General features: G+C 45.9%; 13 protein-coding genes. 11 read left to right on the top strand and 2 right to left on the bottom strand.

From position 1 onward, the window contains the following. Positions 1-16: 16 nt before the first annotated feature. The 6 genes from DWW77_RS13275 (at position 17) to DWW77_RS13250 (ending at position 6002) form a co-directional block, all read left to right on the top strand. A complete protein-coding gene (locus DWW77_RS13275) occupies positions 17-850 on the top strand; it encodes a carbon-nitrogen hydrolase family protein (RefSeq protein WP_118608875.1) in 834 nt (277 codons plus the stop codon). Between the two features lie 73 nt (positions 851-923). After that, positions 924-2043, top strand: a protein-coding gene (gene prfB / locus DWW77_RS13270) for a peptide chain release factor 2 (protein WP_110104007.1) whose coding sequence is annotated in 2 segments (ribosomal slippage) — positions 924-998 and positions 1000-2043 — 1119 coding nt in all. Because the reading frame shifts where the segments join, the coding sequence is not laid out codon by codon here. Between the two features lie 144 nt (positions 2044-2187). Next, on the top strand, positions 2188-2667 hold the full coding sequence (locus DWW77_RS13265) for an ACT domain-containing protein (protein ID WP_330603370.1): 480 nt from the start codon (positions 2188-2190) through the stop codon (positions 2665-2667). 4 nt (positions 2668-2671) lie between these two features. After that, on the top strand, positions 2672-3883 hold the full coding sequence (locus DWW77_RS13260; protein WP_021652697.1) for a homoserine dehydrogenase: 1212 nt from the start codon (positions 2672-2674) through the stop codon (positions 3881-3883). A 21-nt stretch (positions 3884-3904) separates the two neighbouring features. Beyond that, complete coding sequence (locus DWW77_RS13255) at positions 3905-5113, top strand: aspartate kinase (RefSeq protein WP_118608874.1); 1209 nt, start codon at positions 3905-3907, stop codon at positions 5111-5113. Positions 5114-5213: 100 nt separating this feature from the next. Then, on the top strand, positions 5214-6002 hold the full coding sequence (locus DWW77_RS13250; RefSeq protein WP_092069774.1) for a DUF975 family protein: 789 nt from the start codon (positions 5214-5216) through the stop codon (positions 6000-6002). A 1148-nt stretch (positions 6003-7150) separates the two neighbouring features. On the opposite strand, the gene DWW77_RS13245 is transcribed toward DWW77_RS13250, so the two are convergent. Together DWW77_RS13245 and DWW77_RS13240 are read right to left on the bottom strand one after the other, a co-directional pair. Continuing rightward, complete coding sequence (locus DWW77_RS13245; protein WP_118608873.1) at positions 7151-7639, bottom strand: Gx transporter family protein; 489 nt, start codon at positions 7637-7639, stop codon at positions 7151-7153. 115 nt (positions 7640-7754) lie between these two features. Beyond that, entirely contained in the window at positions 7755-8129 is a 375-nt protein-coding gene (locus tag DWW77_RS13240) for a NusG domain II-containing protein (protein ID WP_118608872.1), read from the bottom strand. A 447-nt stretch (positions 8130-8576) separates the two neighbouring features. Between DWW77_RS13240 and DWW77_RS13235 the strand changes: the two genes are divergently transcribed. The 5 genes from DWW77_RS13235 to DWW77_RS13215 all read left to right on the top strand — a co-directional run bounded on the left by DWW77_RS13235 (position 8577) and on the right by DWW77_RS13215 (position 15162). Next, positions 8577-9179, top strand: coding sequence for an FMN-binding protein (locus DWW77_RS13235; RefSeq protein ID WP_118608871.1), 603 nt, complete (start codon positions 8577-8579; stop codon positions 9177-9179). Continuing rightward, the gene (locus DWW77_RS13230) at positions 9176-9949 is read left to right on the top strand and encodes a 4Fe-4S binding protein (protein ID WP_118608870.1); all 774 of its coding nucleotides are present in this window, start codon (positions 9176-9178) and stop codon (positions 9947-9949) included. Before DWW77_RS13235 ends, DWW77_RS13230 begins: the two co-directional genes overlap by 4 nt. A gap of 3 nt (positions 9950-9952) precedes the next feature. Then, positions 9953-11017 (top strand): FAD:protein FMN transferase, encoded by a 1065-nt coding sequence (locus tag DWW77_RS13225; RefSeq protein ID WP_118608869.1) that lies wholly within the window; start codon positions 9953-9955, stop codon positions 11015-11017. 126 nt (positions 11018-11143) lie between these two features. Further along, positions 11144-13420, top strand: coding sequence for a penicillin-binding Tp47 domain A-containing protein (locus tag DWW77_RS13220; RefSeq protein ID WP_118608868.1), 2277 nt, complete (start codon positions 11144-11146; stop codon positions 13418-13420). Positions 13421-13563: 143 nt separating this feature from the next. Beyond that, positions 13564-15162 carry an FMN-binding protein gene (locus DWW77_RS13215; RefSeq protein ID WP_118608867.1) on the top strand — a complete coding sequence of 533 codons (1599 nt, stop codon included), beginning with the start codon at positions 13564-13566 and terminating at the stop codon, positions 15160-15162. Positions 15163-15417: the final 255 nt, after the last annotated feature.

Here is a 15417-nt window from a genome sequence, read left to right as displayed (position 1 = left end):
GAAGGGATATGATAATATGGCAATTATAAAAACTGCAATTCTCCAGACACATGTATATACTGATAAATTTCGCAATATCACCCAGGCAGCAGAACTTCTTGCCAGCCCGGAGCTTCAGGGGATCGATCTGGCAGTCCTGCCCGAAATGTTCTGCTGCCCCTACGAAAATAAATACTTTCCGGAATATGCCGAAATTGAGGGCGGAGATACCTGGGAAAAATGCTCCAGGCTGGCGGCAGAACACGGAATTTATCTCGTAGCCGGAAGTATGCCGGAGAGAGATGAAGCCGGCAATATTTATAACACTTCCTATGTTTTTGACAGAAATGGTCATCAGATCGGTAAGCACCGGAAGATGCATCTTTTTGACATTGATGTAAAAGGCGGTCAGTATTTTAAAGAATCCGATACCCTGACACCGGGAGACCAGGTGACGGTTTTTGATACAGAATTTGGTAAGATGGGCCTTTGCATCTGCTACGACTTCCGTTTTCCGGAGCTTGCCAGGCTGATGGTGGACGAAGGCGCCCAGGTAATCATCGTGCCGGCTGCTTTTAACATGACAACAGGGCCCCTTCACTGGGAGCTGATGTTCCGCCAGAGAGCCGTGGATAACCAGGTATACACCATCGGAGCTGCACCAGCCAGAGACCTGAACGCCGGGTATCATTCCTGGGGTCACTCCATTGCCGCAGACCCCTGGGGAAAAGTCCTCATGGAAATGGAAGAAAAGCCGGACGTGGAGATAGTGGAACTGGATCTGGACGAGGTAAAAAAAGTCCGGGAGCAGCTGCCGCTTCTGAAGCACAGGAGAGAGGATATTTACGCCCTGACCACGTTTTCGTTGTAATTTCCATGCCCATATGGTATTGTATAAGACAGGCAGGAAATCCTGTATCAATATATAGAAAGAAGGTGAAGCTGTGGTTGAGTTAGATCAGTTCAAGAGTATTCTTGCAACATACACAGAGCCATTAGTGGAAGTGAGGGATTCACTTTGACCTCGCTAACAAAGAGCAGAAGGTCGAAGAATTAGAGCGCGAGATGGAAGCGCCTGATTTCTGGGATAATGCGGAAGCATCCCAGATGAAGATGAAACAGTTAAAGAGTCTCAAGGACGATATTGAGACATACCATAATCTGGAAACACAGATGGAAGATATGGAAACCATGATCGAGATGGGATATGAGGAGAATGATCCTGAGATCGTCCCTGAGATCCAGGAAATGCTGGACGAGTTCCAGGCAAGCTTTGACAGCATCCGTGTGAAGACACTCCTTTCCGGAGAGTACGACGGAGAGAACGCCATCATCAAGCTGAACGCAGGAGCCGGCGGAACAGAGGCTTGCGACTGGTGCGGAATGCTTTATCGTATGTACAGCAGATGGGCGGAGAAGAAGGGCTTTGCGCTGGAGGTCCTGGATTACCTTGACGGTGATGAGGCCGGTGTGAAATCCGTAACCTTCCAGGTGAACGGAGAGAACGCCTACGGTTATCTGAAATCCGAGAAGGGTGTTCACCGTCTTGTACGTATTTCTCCGTTTAATGCAGCAGGAAAGAGACAGACTTCATTTGTATCCTGTGATGTTATGCCGGATATCAAGAAGGATCTGGACGTAGAGATCAATGACGACGATATCCGTATCGATACCTACCGAAGCAGTGGTGCCGGTGGACAGCATATCAACAAGACATCCTCTGCGATCCGTATCACCCATTTCCCAACAGGAATCGTGGTACAGTGCCAGAATGAACGTTCTCAGCACATGAATAAGGACAAGGCTATGCAGATGCTGAAGGCCAAGCTGTATCTGCTGAAACAGCAGGAAGCCGAGGAGAAGCTTTCCGGCATTCGAGGCGAAGTGACAGATATCGGCTGGGGAAACCAGATCCGTTCCTATGTCCTGCAGCCATACACCATGGTAAAAGACCATAGAACCAATGAAGAAACCGGTAATGTTGACGCAGTTCTGGACGGTGGTATTGACATTTTTATCAATGCATACCTGAAATGGATCGCGCTGGCGAAAAAGAAAGAATAACATTACTGTCACGGAACCCCATAAAGACAGAGAAAAGGACTCCGCAGGCAAAAAAGCGCTTGTGGAGTTTCTTTTATTATGATAATATATCTCTTGTACAAAAACAGTTGTCTTTATGAAACGGACAGGAGGCTGCTGGCCGCAATGCGAACAGCAGTTAGAGAGGTTGCTATGCAGAAACAGGTTGAAAAGAAAAAATACTATGTAGTAAGAGAACGGGCAGTGCCGGAGGTACTTCTCAAGGTGGTTGAGGCCAAGAGACTGCTGGAATCCAAACGGGTGGCTACTGTTCAGGAAGCTGCTGAAAGGACCGGGATCAGCCGCAGTTCTTTTTACAAATATAAGGACGATATTTTTCCTTTCCACGAGGAGACCAAGGGAAAGACCATCACCTTTATCATTCAGATGGACGATGAGCCGGGGCTTTTATCAATGGTGCTGCAGACGATTGCCCGTTTTCACGGTAATATCCTGACCATACATCAGAGTATTCCCATTAACGGAGTCGCAACGCTGACGCTGAGCGTTGACATCCTTCCGGGAGAAGGTGACGCAGAGGCTATGGTGGAGAATATTGAGCAGAGAGACGGTATACACTATTTGAAAATTTTAGGCAGGGAGTAAGCATATGATAAACATAGCAGTATTAGGCTACGGTACAGTAGGAAGCGGAGTTGTTGAAGTCATCAACACCAATCATGAGAGCATTAACAAGAGAGCTGGAGATGAGATTAACATCAAGTACGTTCTTGATTTAAGAGATTTTCCGGGAGATCCGGTTGAGAAAGTTCTGGTTCATGATTATGAAGTGATCGTAAACGATCCGGAGGTAGATATTGTTGTTGAGGTTATGGGCGGGATCGAGCCGGCTTATACCTTTGTAAAAAGAGCGCTTCAGGCAGGAAAGAGCGTAAGCACATCCAATAAGGCTCTGGTAGCCAAGCATGGTTCTGAGCTCATGGAGATCGCAAAAGAAAAAAATATCAACTTCCTTTTTGAGGCAAGCTGCGGCGGTGGTATCCCGATCATCCGCGCATTGAATTCCTCGCTGACAGCAGATGAGATCGATGAGATCACAGGAATCCTTAACGGAACCACCAACTACATGCTTTACAAGATGAGCACAGAGAACTGTGATTTTGATACGGTTCTGAAGGAAGCTCAGGCAAAGGGCTATGCAGAGGCAGATCCGACTGCAGACGTAGGAGGTGCTGACGCATGCCGTAAGATCGCCATCCTTTCTTCACTTGCATACGGAAAATTCCTGAATTACGAGGATATTTATACAGAAGGAATCACAAAGATCACACCGGCAGATATGGAATATGCAAAAGAGCTTGGCATGACTATCAAGCTTCTTGCCACAAGCCGCAGGATCGGAGATTCTTTCTATGCAATGGTAGCGCCGTTCCTGGTAGGCCAGAGTAGCCCGCTTTACAGTGTAAATGATGTGTTTAATGCAGTATTTGTGCACGGAAATGTTCTTGGAGATGCCATGTTCTACGGAAGCGGAGCAGGTAAGCTTCCGACTGCAAGTGCAGTAGTTGCAGATGTTGTGGATGAAGCAAAGCATCTCCACAGAAATATCATGACAAACTGGAGCAGCTATGCCTTGAAGCTTATGGATATGGATGAAGTTGAGGGACGTTTCTTCGTACGTGTGTCTGATACTACTATGGATGAAGTGGAAAAAGCTTTTGGTGATGTACAGACCATCGAGCCGGATGACCTTCCGGACGAATTCGGATTTATCACACCGGTGATGAAGCAGGCTGAATATTATGAGAAGATCAGCAAGCTCACCGGAAAAGTACTGGCAATGATCCGTGTAAAGGATTGATGTCGAAGGGAAGAAAAGAACATGTTGATTGTAAAAAAATTCGGCGGTACTTCTGTGGCAAACAAAGAGCGTATCTTTAATGTTGCCAGAAGATGTATCGAAGATTACAAAAAAGGAAACGACGTGGTGGTCGTGCTTTCTGCAATGGGTAAGTATACCGATGAGCTGATCACCATGGCAAAGGATATCAATGACAAACCTCCGAAACGTGAGATGGATATGCTTTTTACCATCGGAGAGCAGATGTCAGTGGCACTGATGTCCATGGCTATGGACAGTCTGGGAGTACCGGCTGTTTCTCTGAATGCCTTTCAGGTAGCTATGCACACAACAAGTGCACATAGCAGCGCACGCCTGAAAAAGATCGATGCGGCACGTATCCGCAGAGAGCTGGATAACCGCAGGATCGTTGTGGTCACAGGCTTCCAGGGCATTGATAAATATAATGACTATACCACACTTGGACGTGGCGGTTCTGATACCACAGCCGTAGCTCTTGCGGCAGCGCTTCATGCAGATGCCTGTGAGATCTATACCGATGTGGACGGTGTTTATACCGCTGACCCGCGTAAGGTTTCGAATGCCCGCAAGCTTAAGGAGATCACTTACGATGAAATGCTGGATCTGGCAACTCTGGGTGCGGGAGTGCTTCATAACCGTTCTGTGGAGATGGCAAAGAAATACGGCGTGCCGCTGGTGGTACGTTCCAGTCTCAACAACAGCGAAGGAACTGTGGTAAAGGAGGAAGTAACAGTGGAGAGAATGCTGATCAGCGGTGTTGCTCTGGATACAGATGCAGTACGTATTGCTGTGATCGGACTTAAAGATTCACCAGGAGTGGCATTTAAGCTTTTTGATACCCTGGCTAAGAAAAATATCAATGTGGATATGATCCTTCAGTCTATCGGCCGTGCCGGAACCAAGGACATTTCCTTTACTGTTGATAAAAATGATCTGGACGATGCAATGGGTGTTCTGGAAGCTAACCAGGCACGCATCGCCTATTCTGAGCTTCATGCGGAGAAAAACATTGCCAAGCTTTCTATTGTAGGAGCAGGTATGATGAGCAATCCGGGTGTTGCTGCAAAAATGTTCGAGAGCCTTTACAATGAGGGTGTGAACATCAATATGATCGCAACATCTGAGATCCGTGTGACGGTGCTCATTAACGAGAAAGATGGTGTACGTGCCATGAATGCGGTACATGATGCGTTTAATCTTGCAGACTAAACAGATGTGAAATATGAGAATATGATATATCTGAAGTAAAAAATGACGGGGCGGAGGCTTGGATGAGTCTCCGCCTTCTATAACGAAGGGATACAGAATTATGAGAAAAAATCTGAAGGGCTGTAAGAAGCTGGCAGGGGAAACTCTGGCCGGTAATTTTACGGTCCCTGTGATCGGGAGTATTGCGGTTGCGGCGATGAGCGCAGTTTCAAGCTATATTTCCACAGCACTTTTTCCGGGAGATTCCCTGTATGCGATCATTGGAGGAGAGGTATTCAGCTTTGTCCTTTCTCTGGTGATCTGTATTTTTTCCGCAGGACTTTACCGGATCTATCTGAATATTTCCAGAAGGGAAGCCTACTCTTTCGGAGACCTTCTGTACTTTTTCAGCCATCAGCCGGATCATGTGATCGTGGCATCCTTTGTGCTGGCATTGATCAATCTGGTGACATCACTTCCACTGGCGTGGTTTTCTTTTACAAGCAATATGGGAAATACAACGGAGGAGCAGATGAACTGGGCAGTAACTTACATGCTGCTCACACTTCTCGGGTTCGCGCTGAACCTGCTGGCAGCTATGCCGTTCACCATGAGCTATTACATCCTGTCCGATAATTCGGACATAAAAGGAGTGCAGGCACTGAAAGCCAGTGCAAAGCTTATGAAGGGACATTACTGGGAATATATGAAAATGCTCTTAAGTTTTGTTCCGTGGATCATTTTTTCCATATTTACATTGTATCTGGCACTGATCTGGCTGGTGCCTTATATAGAAACCTGTATGGCAGTTTTCTATCGGAATATTTCCGGAGAGTTTGATGAACCTCCGGTGGATTCTTATCCCCCGGTAACTCCGATCCCGCAGTTCCACGATGAAACCGAAGCCTGATCGCCTTCCGGAGGATGTTTTCCCTTTCCGGGAGGATGCATGAAACGCAGGTGATGCCCTTTCCGGGGGGATGCTTGAGACGCAGGTGATGCCCTTTCCGGGGGATGCTTGAGACGCAGGTACTTTCCCTTTCAGGGGGACCATTTTGGCATGGGCAGGTACGAGGGGGAAAGCACTCAAAGTTGCGAAGCCCGCTTTTCCCCCTCGAGCTCCCCCTTTCCGGGCACGCAGCTATTGTAGGTTGTAGGAATATGTGAAGATATTGGAGGGGCGATGGATTCTACTACGTTGGCTGTGGAAGGTTGAGCCGATTTATGCTGACGTAAATATATTGGCGAAGCCTGTTCCTGAATAACAGCGATACACCACAATCCAGAGAACAAGCCCGCTACGCAGTCCACTTTCCCATTCAGCCAGAAGCGATAAACAGTGAAGAAGCAATAAACAGTGCCGAAGCAACAATCGGCTCAGCCTGCTACTGTCGGTACAGCAGAATACAGTGCCGAAGCAATAATCGGCTCAGCCTGCTACTGCCAGTGCAGCAGAATACATGGCCGAAGCAATAATCGGCTCAGCCTGCTACTGCCAGTGCAGCAGAATACAAGACAGAATCAATAATCGGCTTAGCCTGCTACTGCCAGTGCAGCAGAATACATGGCCGAATCAATAATCGGCTCAGCCTGTCACTGCCGATACAGCAGAATACAGGACTGAGCCGATGCACTTACACGTTCCACAACGCATCACAGCGGCGTGGCCAGGAGGGGAAGAGCGCGAGAAGGGGAGACGGCCTTCGCAACTATGAGTGCTTCCCCTTCTCGCAAATTACCTACTTTCAAAAAGTGAAAACTATAATCCAAAAAAATCAAACCATCCAATTTCCTCACACTTCAAAAGGTGAAAACTACAATCCCAAAAAATCAAACTATCCAATTTATCTCACTTCAAAAAGTGAAAACTATAATCCAAAAAAATCAAACCATCCAATTTCCTCTCACTTCAAAAGGTGAAAACTACAATCCCAAAAAATCAAACTACCCAATTTATCTCACTTCAAAAAGTGAAAACTATAATCTAAAAAATCAAACCACACAATTTCCCCTCACTTAAAAAAGTGAAAACCATAATCCAAAAAGTAAACCACATAATTATAGATTCAAAGGAAGTCGTCCCACAACCTCCTTTGTCAATCCACCTATGAGAATCCCCGCCAGGACACCTGACACCAGCAGTGCCGGTGCATAAACCATCAAACTCGTATTGCTCACCACGATCATGGCAACGATCAGCTGCCCGATATTATGTGTGACACCACCGGCCACACTGATACCGATCAGACTGAAGCCGGAATGTTTTTTCAAAAGATCCATCACAGTCAGGCTAAGCGCAGCGCCAGCCAGACTATACAAAATACTGAACAGATTTCCAAACATAAATCCGATCACCAGGATTCTGACAACGGACACGAGAGCCGCTTCTTTAAAGGAATATCGGTCCAGTATAAAAAGTACCGCCAGGTTTGCAAGCCCGAGCTTGATACCCGGAATCCCTGTAAATACAGGGACCAGAGACTCCACATATCCAAAAATGATCGCTACTGCGGCAAATAATCCGAGATAAGCTGTTTTTCGTTTCATAAATAAATCCTTTCATTTGTTGCAGGAATATCGTTGCAAAAATAGCACAGACAGAATACCGTCTGTCAGAGAAAACTCTACGGAGAACACGTATTACGCATATTCTCCGGAAATTTTATGTCACCGCATCAATTTTAGGCGAACTATCCGAATCCGAATCCTCTGCAGTATTTTCCCCTTCTATCACAACCTTATTAGGAAGGCAGATGATGGAACCGCCGTGCTCGTCCACAGCATTCTGTTTTATACAGTAATGATCCGGGCAGGTTGCTTCGATCATTGTAACTTTTCCATCTTTGATCTCGCAGACATTGGTGTCTCCGATGTGGATGATCTGGTCCTGGGAAAGCGAATAGGTTCCGAATTCTTTTCCGTCAACGGTAATACGGATCGTATTATGGGAACGTTTCCCCGCAATCTGAAAACCAAGCCAGAGAACCCCCGCCAGAATCAGGATCCCGGCAATAAAAATCAATTCTTTTTTCTTCAAAACAAATCTCCATTTCTGTTACAGATTCAGAAAAATCATATCATAATCGAAATTAAAAGGCAAACATAAGTTAATGATATCTAACCATAATTCATACAGCTGTTCCCAACGGAAAGGGAGGAGTGGCGATGATTTTTCTTTTATAAAAGACATAAAACAGAAAAATTCATATTGGAAAAAGTTATAAACTACTAACAAAAGTGTAGACAAGAAAAAAAACAGGTGATATAATACCTAACTGTAAGTTAGCATCGTCTAATTTTGCAAAAAAGATTAATCAAAACTAATTTATGTATATGGATAAAAACTATATAATTTATCCAAAAGACAGTTATACGCAGATTACAGGACTGGATCGAGAGCATCTGACGTAGCAATATATGTTCGCATAGCGTGAGTCTGATGCAGCAATTTACAGAATTGTTAAAAATACAAGGGAGAAAAGAGATGAAAAATCAGAATTTTTATATGAGAGTGATCTCCTTACTGTTGGTGATCCTGGCTGTACTTTTTTATAACAGCAGCATGAAAGCCCAGGCAAATGAAAAAGAGATCGCGGCTCTGACAGATAAGGTAGATACACTTCAGGAGCAGCAGAATGAACTTCTCAGTGCGCTGGAGACGAGTTATGTAAATCGTATGCAGAATCAGGCAGCATCTGCAGGATCAGGCAGCAGTGATACAGATACAGCAGGCGATGACAAAACAACAGACACTTCAGACGGCAATGTATCCGATGCAGACGCAGAGGACACAGCAACCGCAGATTCCGATAATGTATATAAAGATGGAACCTATACAGGAGAAGCCGAGGGATACGGCGGGACCATTCAGGTGGAAGTGACACTTGCCGGTGATGAGATCACATCCATCAACGTAGTCAGCGCCCCAGGTGAGGACAGTGCATATCTTTCACAGGCAGAGAGCGTGATCGATTCCGTCCTGAGTGCTCAGAGTACAGATGTGGATACCGTATCCGGAGCAACGTTCAGCTCCACAGGAATCCTGAACGCAGTGGATGCGGCACTTGGAAAGGCGGAAAACTCATGAAAAAAAGACAGCGGGAGGTAAGGCTGATGCGTGCGGGAATACAGCTGGCATTTTTTATTGCCGCCCCGTCTCTGTTTTCTACAGCCTTTGCAGGTATCAAATCGATCTTTCTTGCCATTGCGGCCGGTCAGCCGGTGGAGTGGAATTCCTTTCTGACTGTAACGGCAGTGCTTCTGATCTTTACCTGCTTTTTCGGAAGACATTTCTGCGGATATGCGTGTGCATTCGGATCTTTCGGAGATGCCGTATATGAAGGCTTTTCCTGGATCCGGATGAAATGCTTTCACAAAAAAAAGAAACCGGCTCTTTCCGAAAAAATGGTTCACGGGCTTCAGAAAGTCAAATATATCGTACTGGCACTGATCCTGCTTTCCTGCCTTACAGGTGTATACGGAAAGCTTACGGGAACCAGCCCGTGGGATGTTTTTTCCATGCTCACGGCAGGACGGCTCCCGAACAGCAAATATCTGGTGGGAATTGTGCTCCTGGTGCTGATCATTGTGGGAATGTGTACACAGGAAAGGTTTTTCTGCCAGTTTCTCTGTCCCATGGGAGCGGTTTTTGCATTAATGCCAATCCTTCCGGGTGCCCTGTTTCGGAGAAACCGTGAGAAATGTCCGCCGAAATGTGGTCTCTGTAAAAAAAGATGTCCGGCTCATCTGGATATCGACGGCGACACAGGCAGATCCGGCGAATGTCTTTGCTGTCACGCATGTGCCGCAGCCTGCCCGAGAAAAAATATTCATATTGGAACAATTGAGGAAAAATGATCTATGAGATATCAGGCTCTGAAAAAGAAAACTTTTCTGGCAGCAGTTACATTTACAGGAATTGCGGTGTTGTTTCCTGTGCTGTGCATGGCTGCTTCGGAAAATGATGTACAGACATATACCGATACAGATTTTGCAATGGATACTGTGGTATCAGAAACACTCTATACCACAGGTGACGATATAAACAGTAAGCTGACAGCTGTGCTGACAGATGTGGAGACGAACCTTCTTTCCTGGACCAATGAGAAGTCCCAGATCTATAAGGTGAATGCAGACAGCGGAAAAGATACGGAGATTTCCGACGAGCTTTCCGGATACCTGAAACGTCTTCTGAAGATCGCAGAGGATTCTGACGGGGCCTTTGACCCAACCATCGGGAAGCTGATCCGCCTGTGGGATATTGGAGGGGAAAACCAGAAAATTCCGGAAGAAGCAGAAATTAAGAATGTTCTGAAGGATTCCGGATATCAGAAGATTTTTCTTGACGGAAATACGGTCCACATGGAGGAGGGCTGTTCTCTGGATCTTGGAGCAGCGGGAAAGGGTATTGGCTGTGACCTGATCCTTAAAGAACTGGAAACAAAGAAGGATGTAACAGCAGCACTTATGAATCTGGGAGGAAGCAGTGTCATGACCTACGGAAGCAAGCCGGATGGTTCTTCCTGGAATGTGGCAGTGACAGATCCCAGAGCTGAAAATGAGGATGACTATCTTGGTGTGGTTGCCTTAAATGGTACAGAATTTCTTTCCACATCCGGAGATTATGAGAAATATTTTATCGAAAATGGTGTAAGGTATCACCACATTATGGACCCGTCTACCGGCTATCCGGCAGAAAGCGGAGTGACCGGGGTAACGGTAGTCTGTGACTCAGGTCTGGAGGCAGATGCGCTTTCCACAGCATGTTTTGTGCTGGGGGTGGAAAAAGGGACACAGCTGTTGAAAGCTTACGGTGCAGACGGACTTTTTGTGGATGAAGACCATCATGTGTATCTCACTGAGGGGATGAAGGAGCGGTTCAGCCTGCTTGCGGATTCCTATAGTGTGGAGGATATTGCAGAGTGAGGCTGATCTCCCGGCGATCCGGTTTATGACTGTTTGGCAGAGGGGAATGCTCATATTCGCAGTACTTGCGATAGTAAACCTGGAAAGGGTTCTATAAATATATCATATTTTTAGGAGGAATAAGCAATGCAGAAGTGGAATCTATTGAAAAAAACAGCTCCATGCATTTTAAGTCTTGCAGTGGCAGCAACAACCTTTCCGACCGCTGTAATGGCATCTGATTTTGATGCAGCCGTGTTTTCCGAGGCAGAGGCAGGAGATACGGAGGATTTTAGCACAGAGGAAACGGCAGAGGATACTGAAGCTGTAGCAGAAGAAGCTATAGAGGATGCTGCAGACATAACAGAAGAAGCAGCAGAGGATGTAGCAGTGCCAGAAGCTGCTGCAGACGAGACAGAGGATATCCAGCAGGAAGATACAGAAGCTGTCGAGACTCTGGATGAGACAGCAGAGGAAGCAGACCCGTTCTCTACAGGGGAAGAGGATTTCACAGAAGGCGATGAAGTGGCGGAAGCATTTTCCGATTCTGATCAGCTGACAGGCGAGTATCAGTACGTATATGCAGGACTTACCTGGGGTGAGTACTGGGCAGCAGAAGGCGTATATGCAGCTGGAGATACAAGCTCTTCAGAAGAGAAGGATTCACATAGTGAGTTTGATACAGGAGCTTTTGATACAGTAACAAGAGCGACTGCAAATCATGGACTTCACAGAGGAAGCTATCAGACAGAAGCTACGATCATTGCTGAAGACGGAACCAGATTCGACGTATCCTACTGGGAGGATAAAGGAAGCACACTTTATCTTACAGACGGTTCCAAGGTAAAATGGAACAGAGGCAGTATAACAACAGAAGATGGAAAAACCTATACGATGGATCATTATGAGATATATGGTCTGAAATATGTCCCGGTAGCAGTTAAGACCGCAGATTTTGCAGATTTCTGCAAAAAGTATAATGTTGTACAGGATGGAGCTGTGCTCTCCGGAGGATACAGTGAAAACAATCTCCAGTATTACAAAGGCCTTGTGCCAGACGTAAATGCACAGACAAATGGTCTGAAATATGCGGAGAAAAATGGTGACGGCTTTACATTTACAGCAAGAAAATCAGACGGAACAGCTTCCGGTATCAAGGATCAGGCGTTAAAAACAGCAACAGAGATCAAGCCGAGTGTAAAAGCAGCAAGCGGAAGCTACGGCGAATTCCTCCGTGTGGATCTCAATGGAAATTATGGTGATCTTGGTGCAAATATGCAGGCTGTACGCTGGGATTATTATGGAGATGATTCCACATATACAAAATGCCTCGCTTCTTATGGAACCAAGTTTGCCGCAGATAACTGGATGCATAAAGCAATGGGAATCCAGCTTGGACTTACAAAATCTGCACGCTGCAAGCTTCCGGGAGGAACAGACGGAACAGGATACTGGAAACTGACAGTGTATGCTCTTGGATATAATGACTATACCTACAGCTTCCAGGCAACTGCAGAGAATATCGTAAATCCTACAATGGAGCCAACTGATTTTACAAGTCTTAAAACAGAAGTGGAAGCTGCAAAGGCTCTGGCAGAGGCAGATTACACAATTGCAACCTGGAAGTCCTTTGCCGGTGAGCTTCAGGAAGCAGAAGACATTCTTACAAAAACAGATGCAAGTCAGGCTGAGGTAAATGAAGCACTTGAACATCTTCAGGGAGCAGAGAAAGAGCTTCAGAAGGTAACAGTTACACTTGATAAGACAGCAGCAGCTGTATATACAGGAAAAACAACGACTCTTAAGGCAACAACAAATGACAGCGATGCAGCAGTAACATTTAAGTCCGGCAACACAAAGGTTGCAACAGTAAGCAGCAAGGGTGTTGTTAAAGGCGTAAAAGCCGGAACAGCAGTTATCACAGCAAAGGTCGGAAATGCCACAGCAACCTGCAAGGTAACAGTAAAAGCTTCTACAATTAAATTTGCAAAGGCTTCCGTAACGATCTACAAAGGAAAAACAGCAACTGTAAAAGCAACTGCAACACCATCTGCAACTGTAAAATACACAAGCAGCAACACAAAGGTTGCAACCGTAAACAGTAAAACAGGTGTTGTAAAAGGAATTAAAGCAGGAACCGTTACGATTACAGCAAAGGCAGGAGCCCTGAAGACAACCTGCAAAGTAGTTGTCAAGAATCCTGCATTCAGTCTTGTAAAATCTTCTGCAACGATCAAAAAAGGTAAAACAACAACCATCAGATCCAAAGCAACACCTGCAGGCAAGGTTACATATACAAGCAGCAATAAAAAAGTTGCAGCTGTAAACAGCAAGGGTGTTGTAAAGGGAATCAAAAAAGGTAAAGCAACGATCACAGTGAAATGCAACGGAATTACAAAGAAATTTGTGGTAACAGTTAAATAATTTCACTGTTGAACCGAATGTGATCACAGATATCCAGAAGCCTCTGCCGCAGACATAGAGCAATGTCTGCGGCAGAGGTCTGCTGATTTCTGAAGAGCAATGTCTGACAGAGGCCGCAAGAAAAGAGGAGAGAGTAAGGAAGCATGGAAAAAGATCTGAAAGATAAAAAGCAGGAGGAAAAAAATACTCCGAAGATACCCTGGACCAAGCTGGTTCCTGCAGCTGCTGTGATTGCGGCGCTTGTGTTTTCAGGCATAAAGGCGAAGGGCTCTGATGGAGAGACAGAAGCAGTCGGGCAAGCAGAGACGACCGTAATGTCTGCTTCAGAGCTGGAAAAATATCTCGGGTATGAAAAAGAAAATACTGTTTCTGACAGCACAACTGCCACAGCTGAGAAAAACAGTACAACAAAAAAGAAAAGCTCATCGAAAAAAAGTGCAAAAAAAACAGCAGCGAAAAAAAGCTCAGGTATAAGAACGGTTTCCGAATCTGCAAAAAGCAATGCCGGCGCCGCAGGACAGGGAACCACGCAGACACCGGTAGCAAGCGTTCCGGCAGATGGATATAAGGACGGTACGTATGAAGGAAGCGGAACCGGATTTGGCGGGACGATTCGCGTGAGAGTAACAATCAGCGGTGGAAAGATTGCGGCCATAGATATTCTGGAGGCATCTGGAGAAACTGCGTCGTATTTTGCGTCAGCTCAGGGTGTGATCAGCAGGATGATCGCCGGAAATACACCGAATGTAGATGCAGTAAGTGGAGCAACCTATTCCTCCAACGGAATCATCCAGGCAGTTCAGAATGCCCTCTCCCAGGCAGCGGCAGATGGAAACAGCCAGCAGGTCACCCCTACACCTGCAGCAACTGCTTTACCAACTCCGACATCAGCTCCGTCACCTACAAAAAAACCATCTCCTACAAAGAAACCGGAAGATCCGGACAGTCCCCAAAAATATCTGGACGGTAAATATACAGCTTCGGCAAAGGGCTTCAATGGAGACGTGAAAGTAATTGTGACCATCAAGGATGGCGTGATCGAAGCCCTGAAACAGGAAAATACGGACACGGAGCAGTTTTTTGAAAAAGCATGGAGCGTGCTGGAGGAACAGATCATTGGTACGGATTCTGTAGATGATATTGATGCAGTCAGCGGAGCAACCTATTCCTCCAACGGAATTCTCAACGCTGTAAAAAAAGCTCTTAAAGAAGCGATCAATCCGGAGTATGGAAAGAAACCCACACCAACTCCGACAAAGAAACCGACACCAAAGCCAACAGCCACACCGAAACCTACGGCAACGCCGAAACCAACAGCCACACCGAAGCCAACAGAGACGCCGGCAGCAACCCCGACGCCGGACGACCCGGATGTGACGCCGGTTCCTGAAAAACCCAATGTAACTCCAATACCAGGGACAGATGAGCCGGATGCAACACCGGAGCCAACGGAAGCACCGGAACCGGTGGGAATGTACAGAGATGGAACGTATACAGGCTCGGCTTTTGGATATGGAGGAAAAACATATCTGACAATTACGATCTCAGGAGGCCAGATCGCATCCATTGAGCAGACAAATCAGGATACACCGGAATTTTTTGATCCTGCATGGAGCACGATCTATTCTCAGATCATGGCAAACCAGTCGGCGGATGGGATCGATACTGTCAGCGGAGCCACATATTCTTCCGAAGGGATCCTGGACGCTGCACAAAAAGCCCTTGCCCAGGCAAAGAATTAACCGGGTGAACGTTGGAGCAGCTATAAACATCTGAATCTAAGCCAATAATAAGAGGTGAAAGAAACCTCTGGACTTCTTGATTTTTTTTGAAGTTCAGAGGTTTTTTGCTAGGTTTCTGAAATTGCTTCTATAAATCGATAAAAAAATAACAGGAATGTATACAGAATAATAGGAAAAATATCAGAAAATATAAGCGGTTTAAATAATTTGAAATGCAAATTGGCGGGGATTAACCTGAGAAATACAATAAAATTT

The sequence above is a fragment of the Ruminococcus sp. AF17-12 genome (assembly GCF_003479245.1).
Classification (GTDB): domain Bacteria; phylum Bacillota; class Clostridia; order Lachnospirales; family Lachnospiraceae; genus Blautia_A; species Blautia_A fusiformis.
Note: the sequence above shows the minus strand (reverse complement) of the source record. Positions and strands in the feature narration are given on the sequence as shown.

Coding starts and splice junctions, on each gene's coding strand:
- DWW77_RS13220 (WP_118608868.1), top strand. CDS start 11,144: ATGCAGAAGTGGAATCTATTGAAAAAAACAGCTCCATGCATTTTAAGT.
- DWW77_RS13275 (WP_118608875.1), top strand. CDS start 17: ATGGCAATTATAAAAACTGCAATTCTCCAGACACATGTATATACTGAT.
- DWW77_RS13225 (WP_118608869.1), top strand. CDS start 9,953: ATGAGATATCAGGCTCTGAAAAAGAAAACTTTTCTGGCAGCAGTTACA.
- DWW77_RS13230 (WP_118608870.1), top strand. CDS start 9,176: ATGAAAAAAAGACAGCGGGAGGTAAGGCTGATGCGTGCGGGAATACAG.
- DWW77_RS13235 (WP_118608871.1), top strand. CDS start 8,577: ATGAAAAATCAGAATTTTTATATGAGAGTGATCTCCTTACTGTTGGTG.
- DWW77_RS13250 (WP_092069774.1), top strand. CDS start 5,214: ATGAGAAAAAATCTGAAGGGCTGTAAGAAGCTGGCAGGGGAAACTCTG.
- DWW77_RS13260 (WP_021652697.1), top strand. CDS start 2,672: ATGATAAACATAGCAGTATTAGGCTACGGTACAGTAGGAAGCGGAGTT.
- DWW77_RS13265 (WP_330603370.1), top strand. CDS start 2,188: ATGCGAACAGCAGTTAGAGAGGTTGCTATGCAGAAACAGGTTGAAAAG.
- DWW77_RS13255 (WP_118608874.1), top strand. CDS start 3,905: ATGTTGATTGTAAAAAAATTCGGCGGTACTTCTGTGGCAAACAAAGAG.
- DWW77_RS13215 (WP_118608867.1), top strand. CDS start 13,564: ATGGAAAAAGATCTGAAAGATAAAAAGCAGGAGGAAAAAAATACTCCG.
- DWW77_RS13245 (WP_118608873.1), bottom strand. CDS start 7,639: ATGAAACGAAAAACAGCTTATCTCGGATTATTTGCCGCAGTAGCGATC.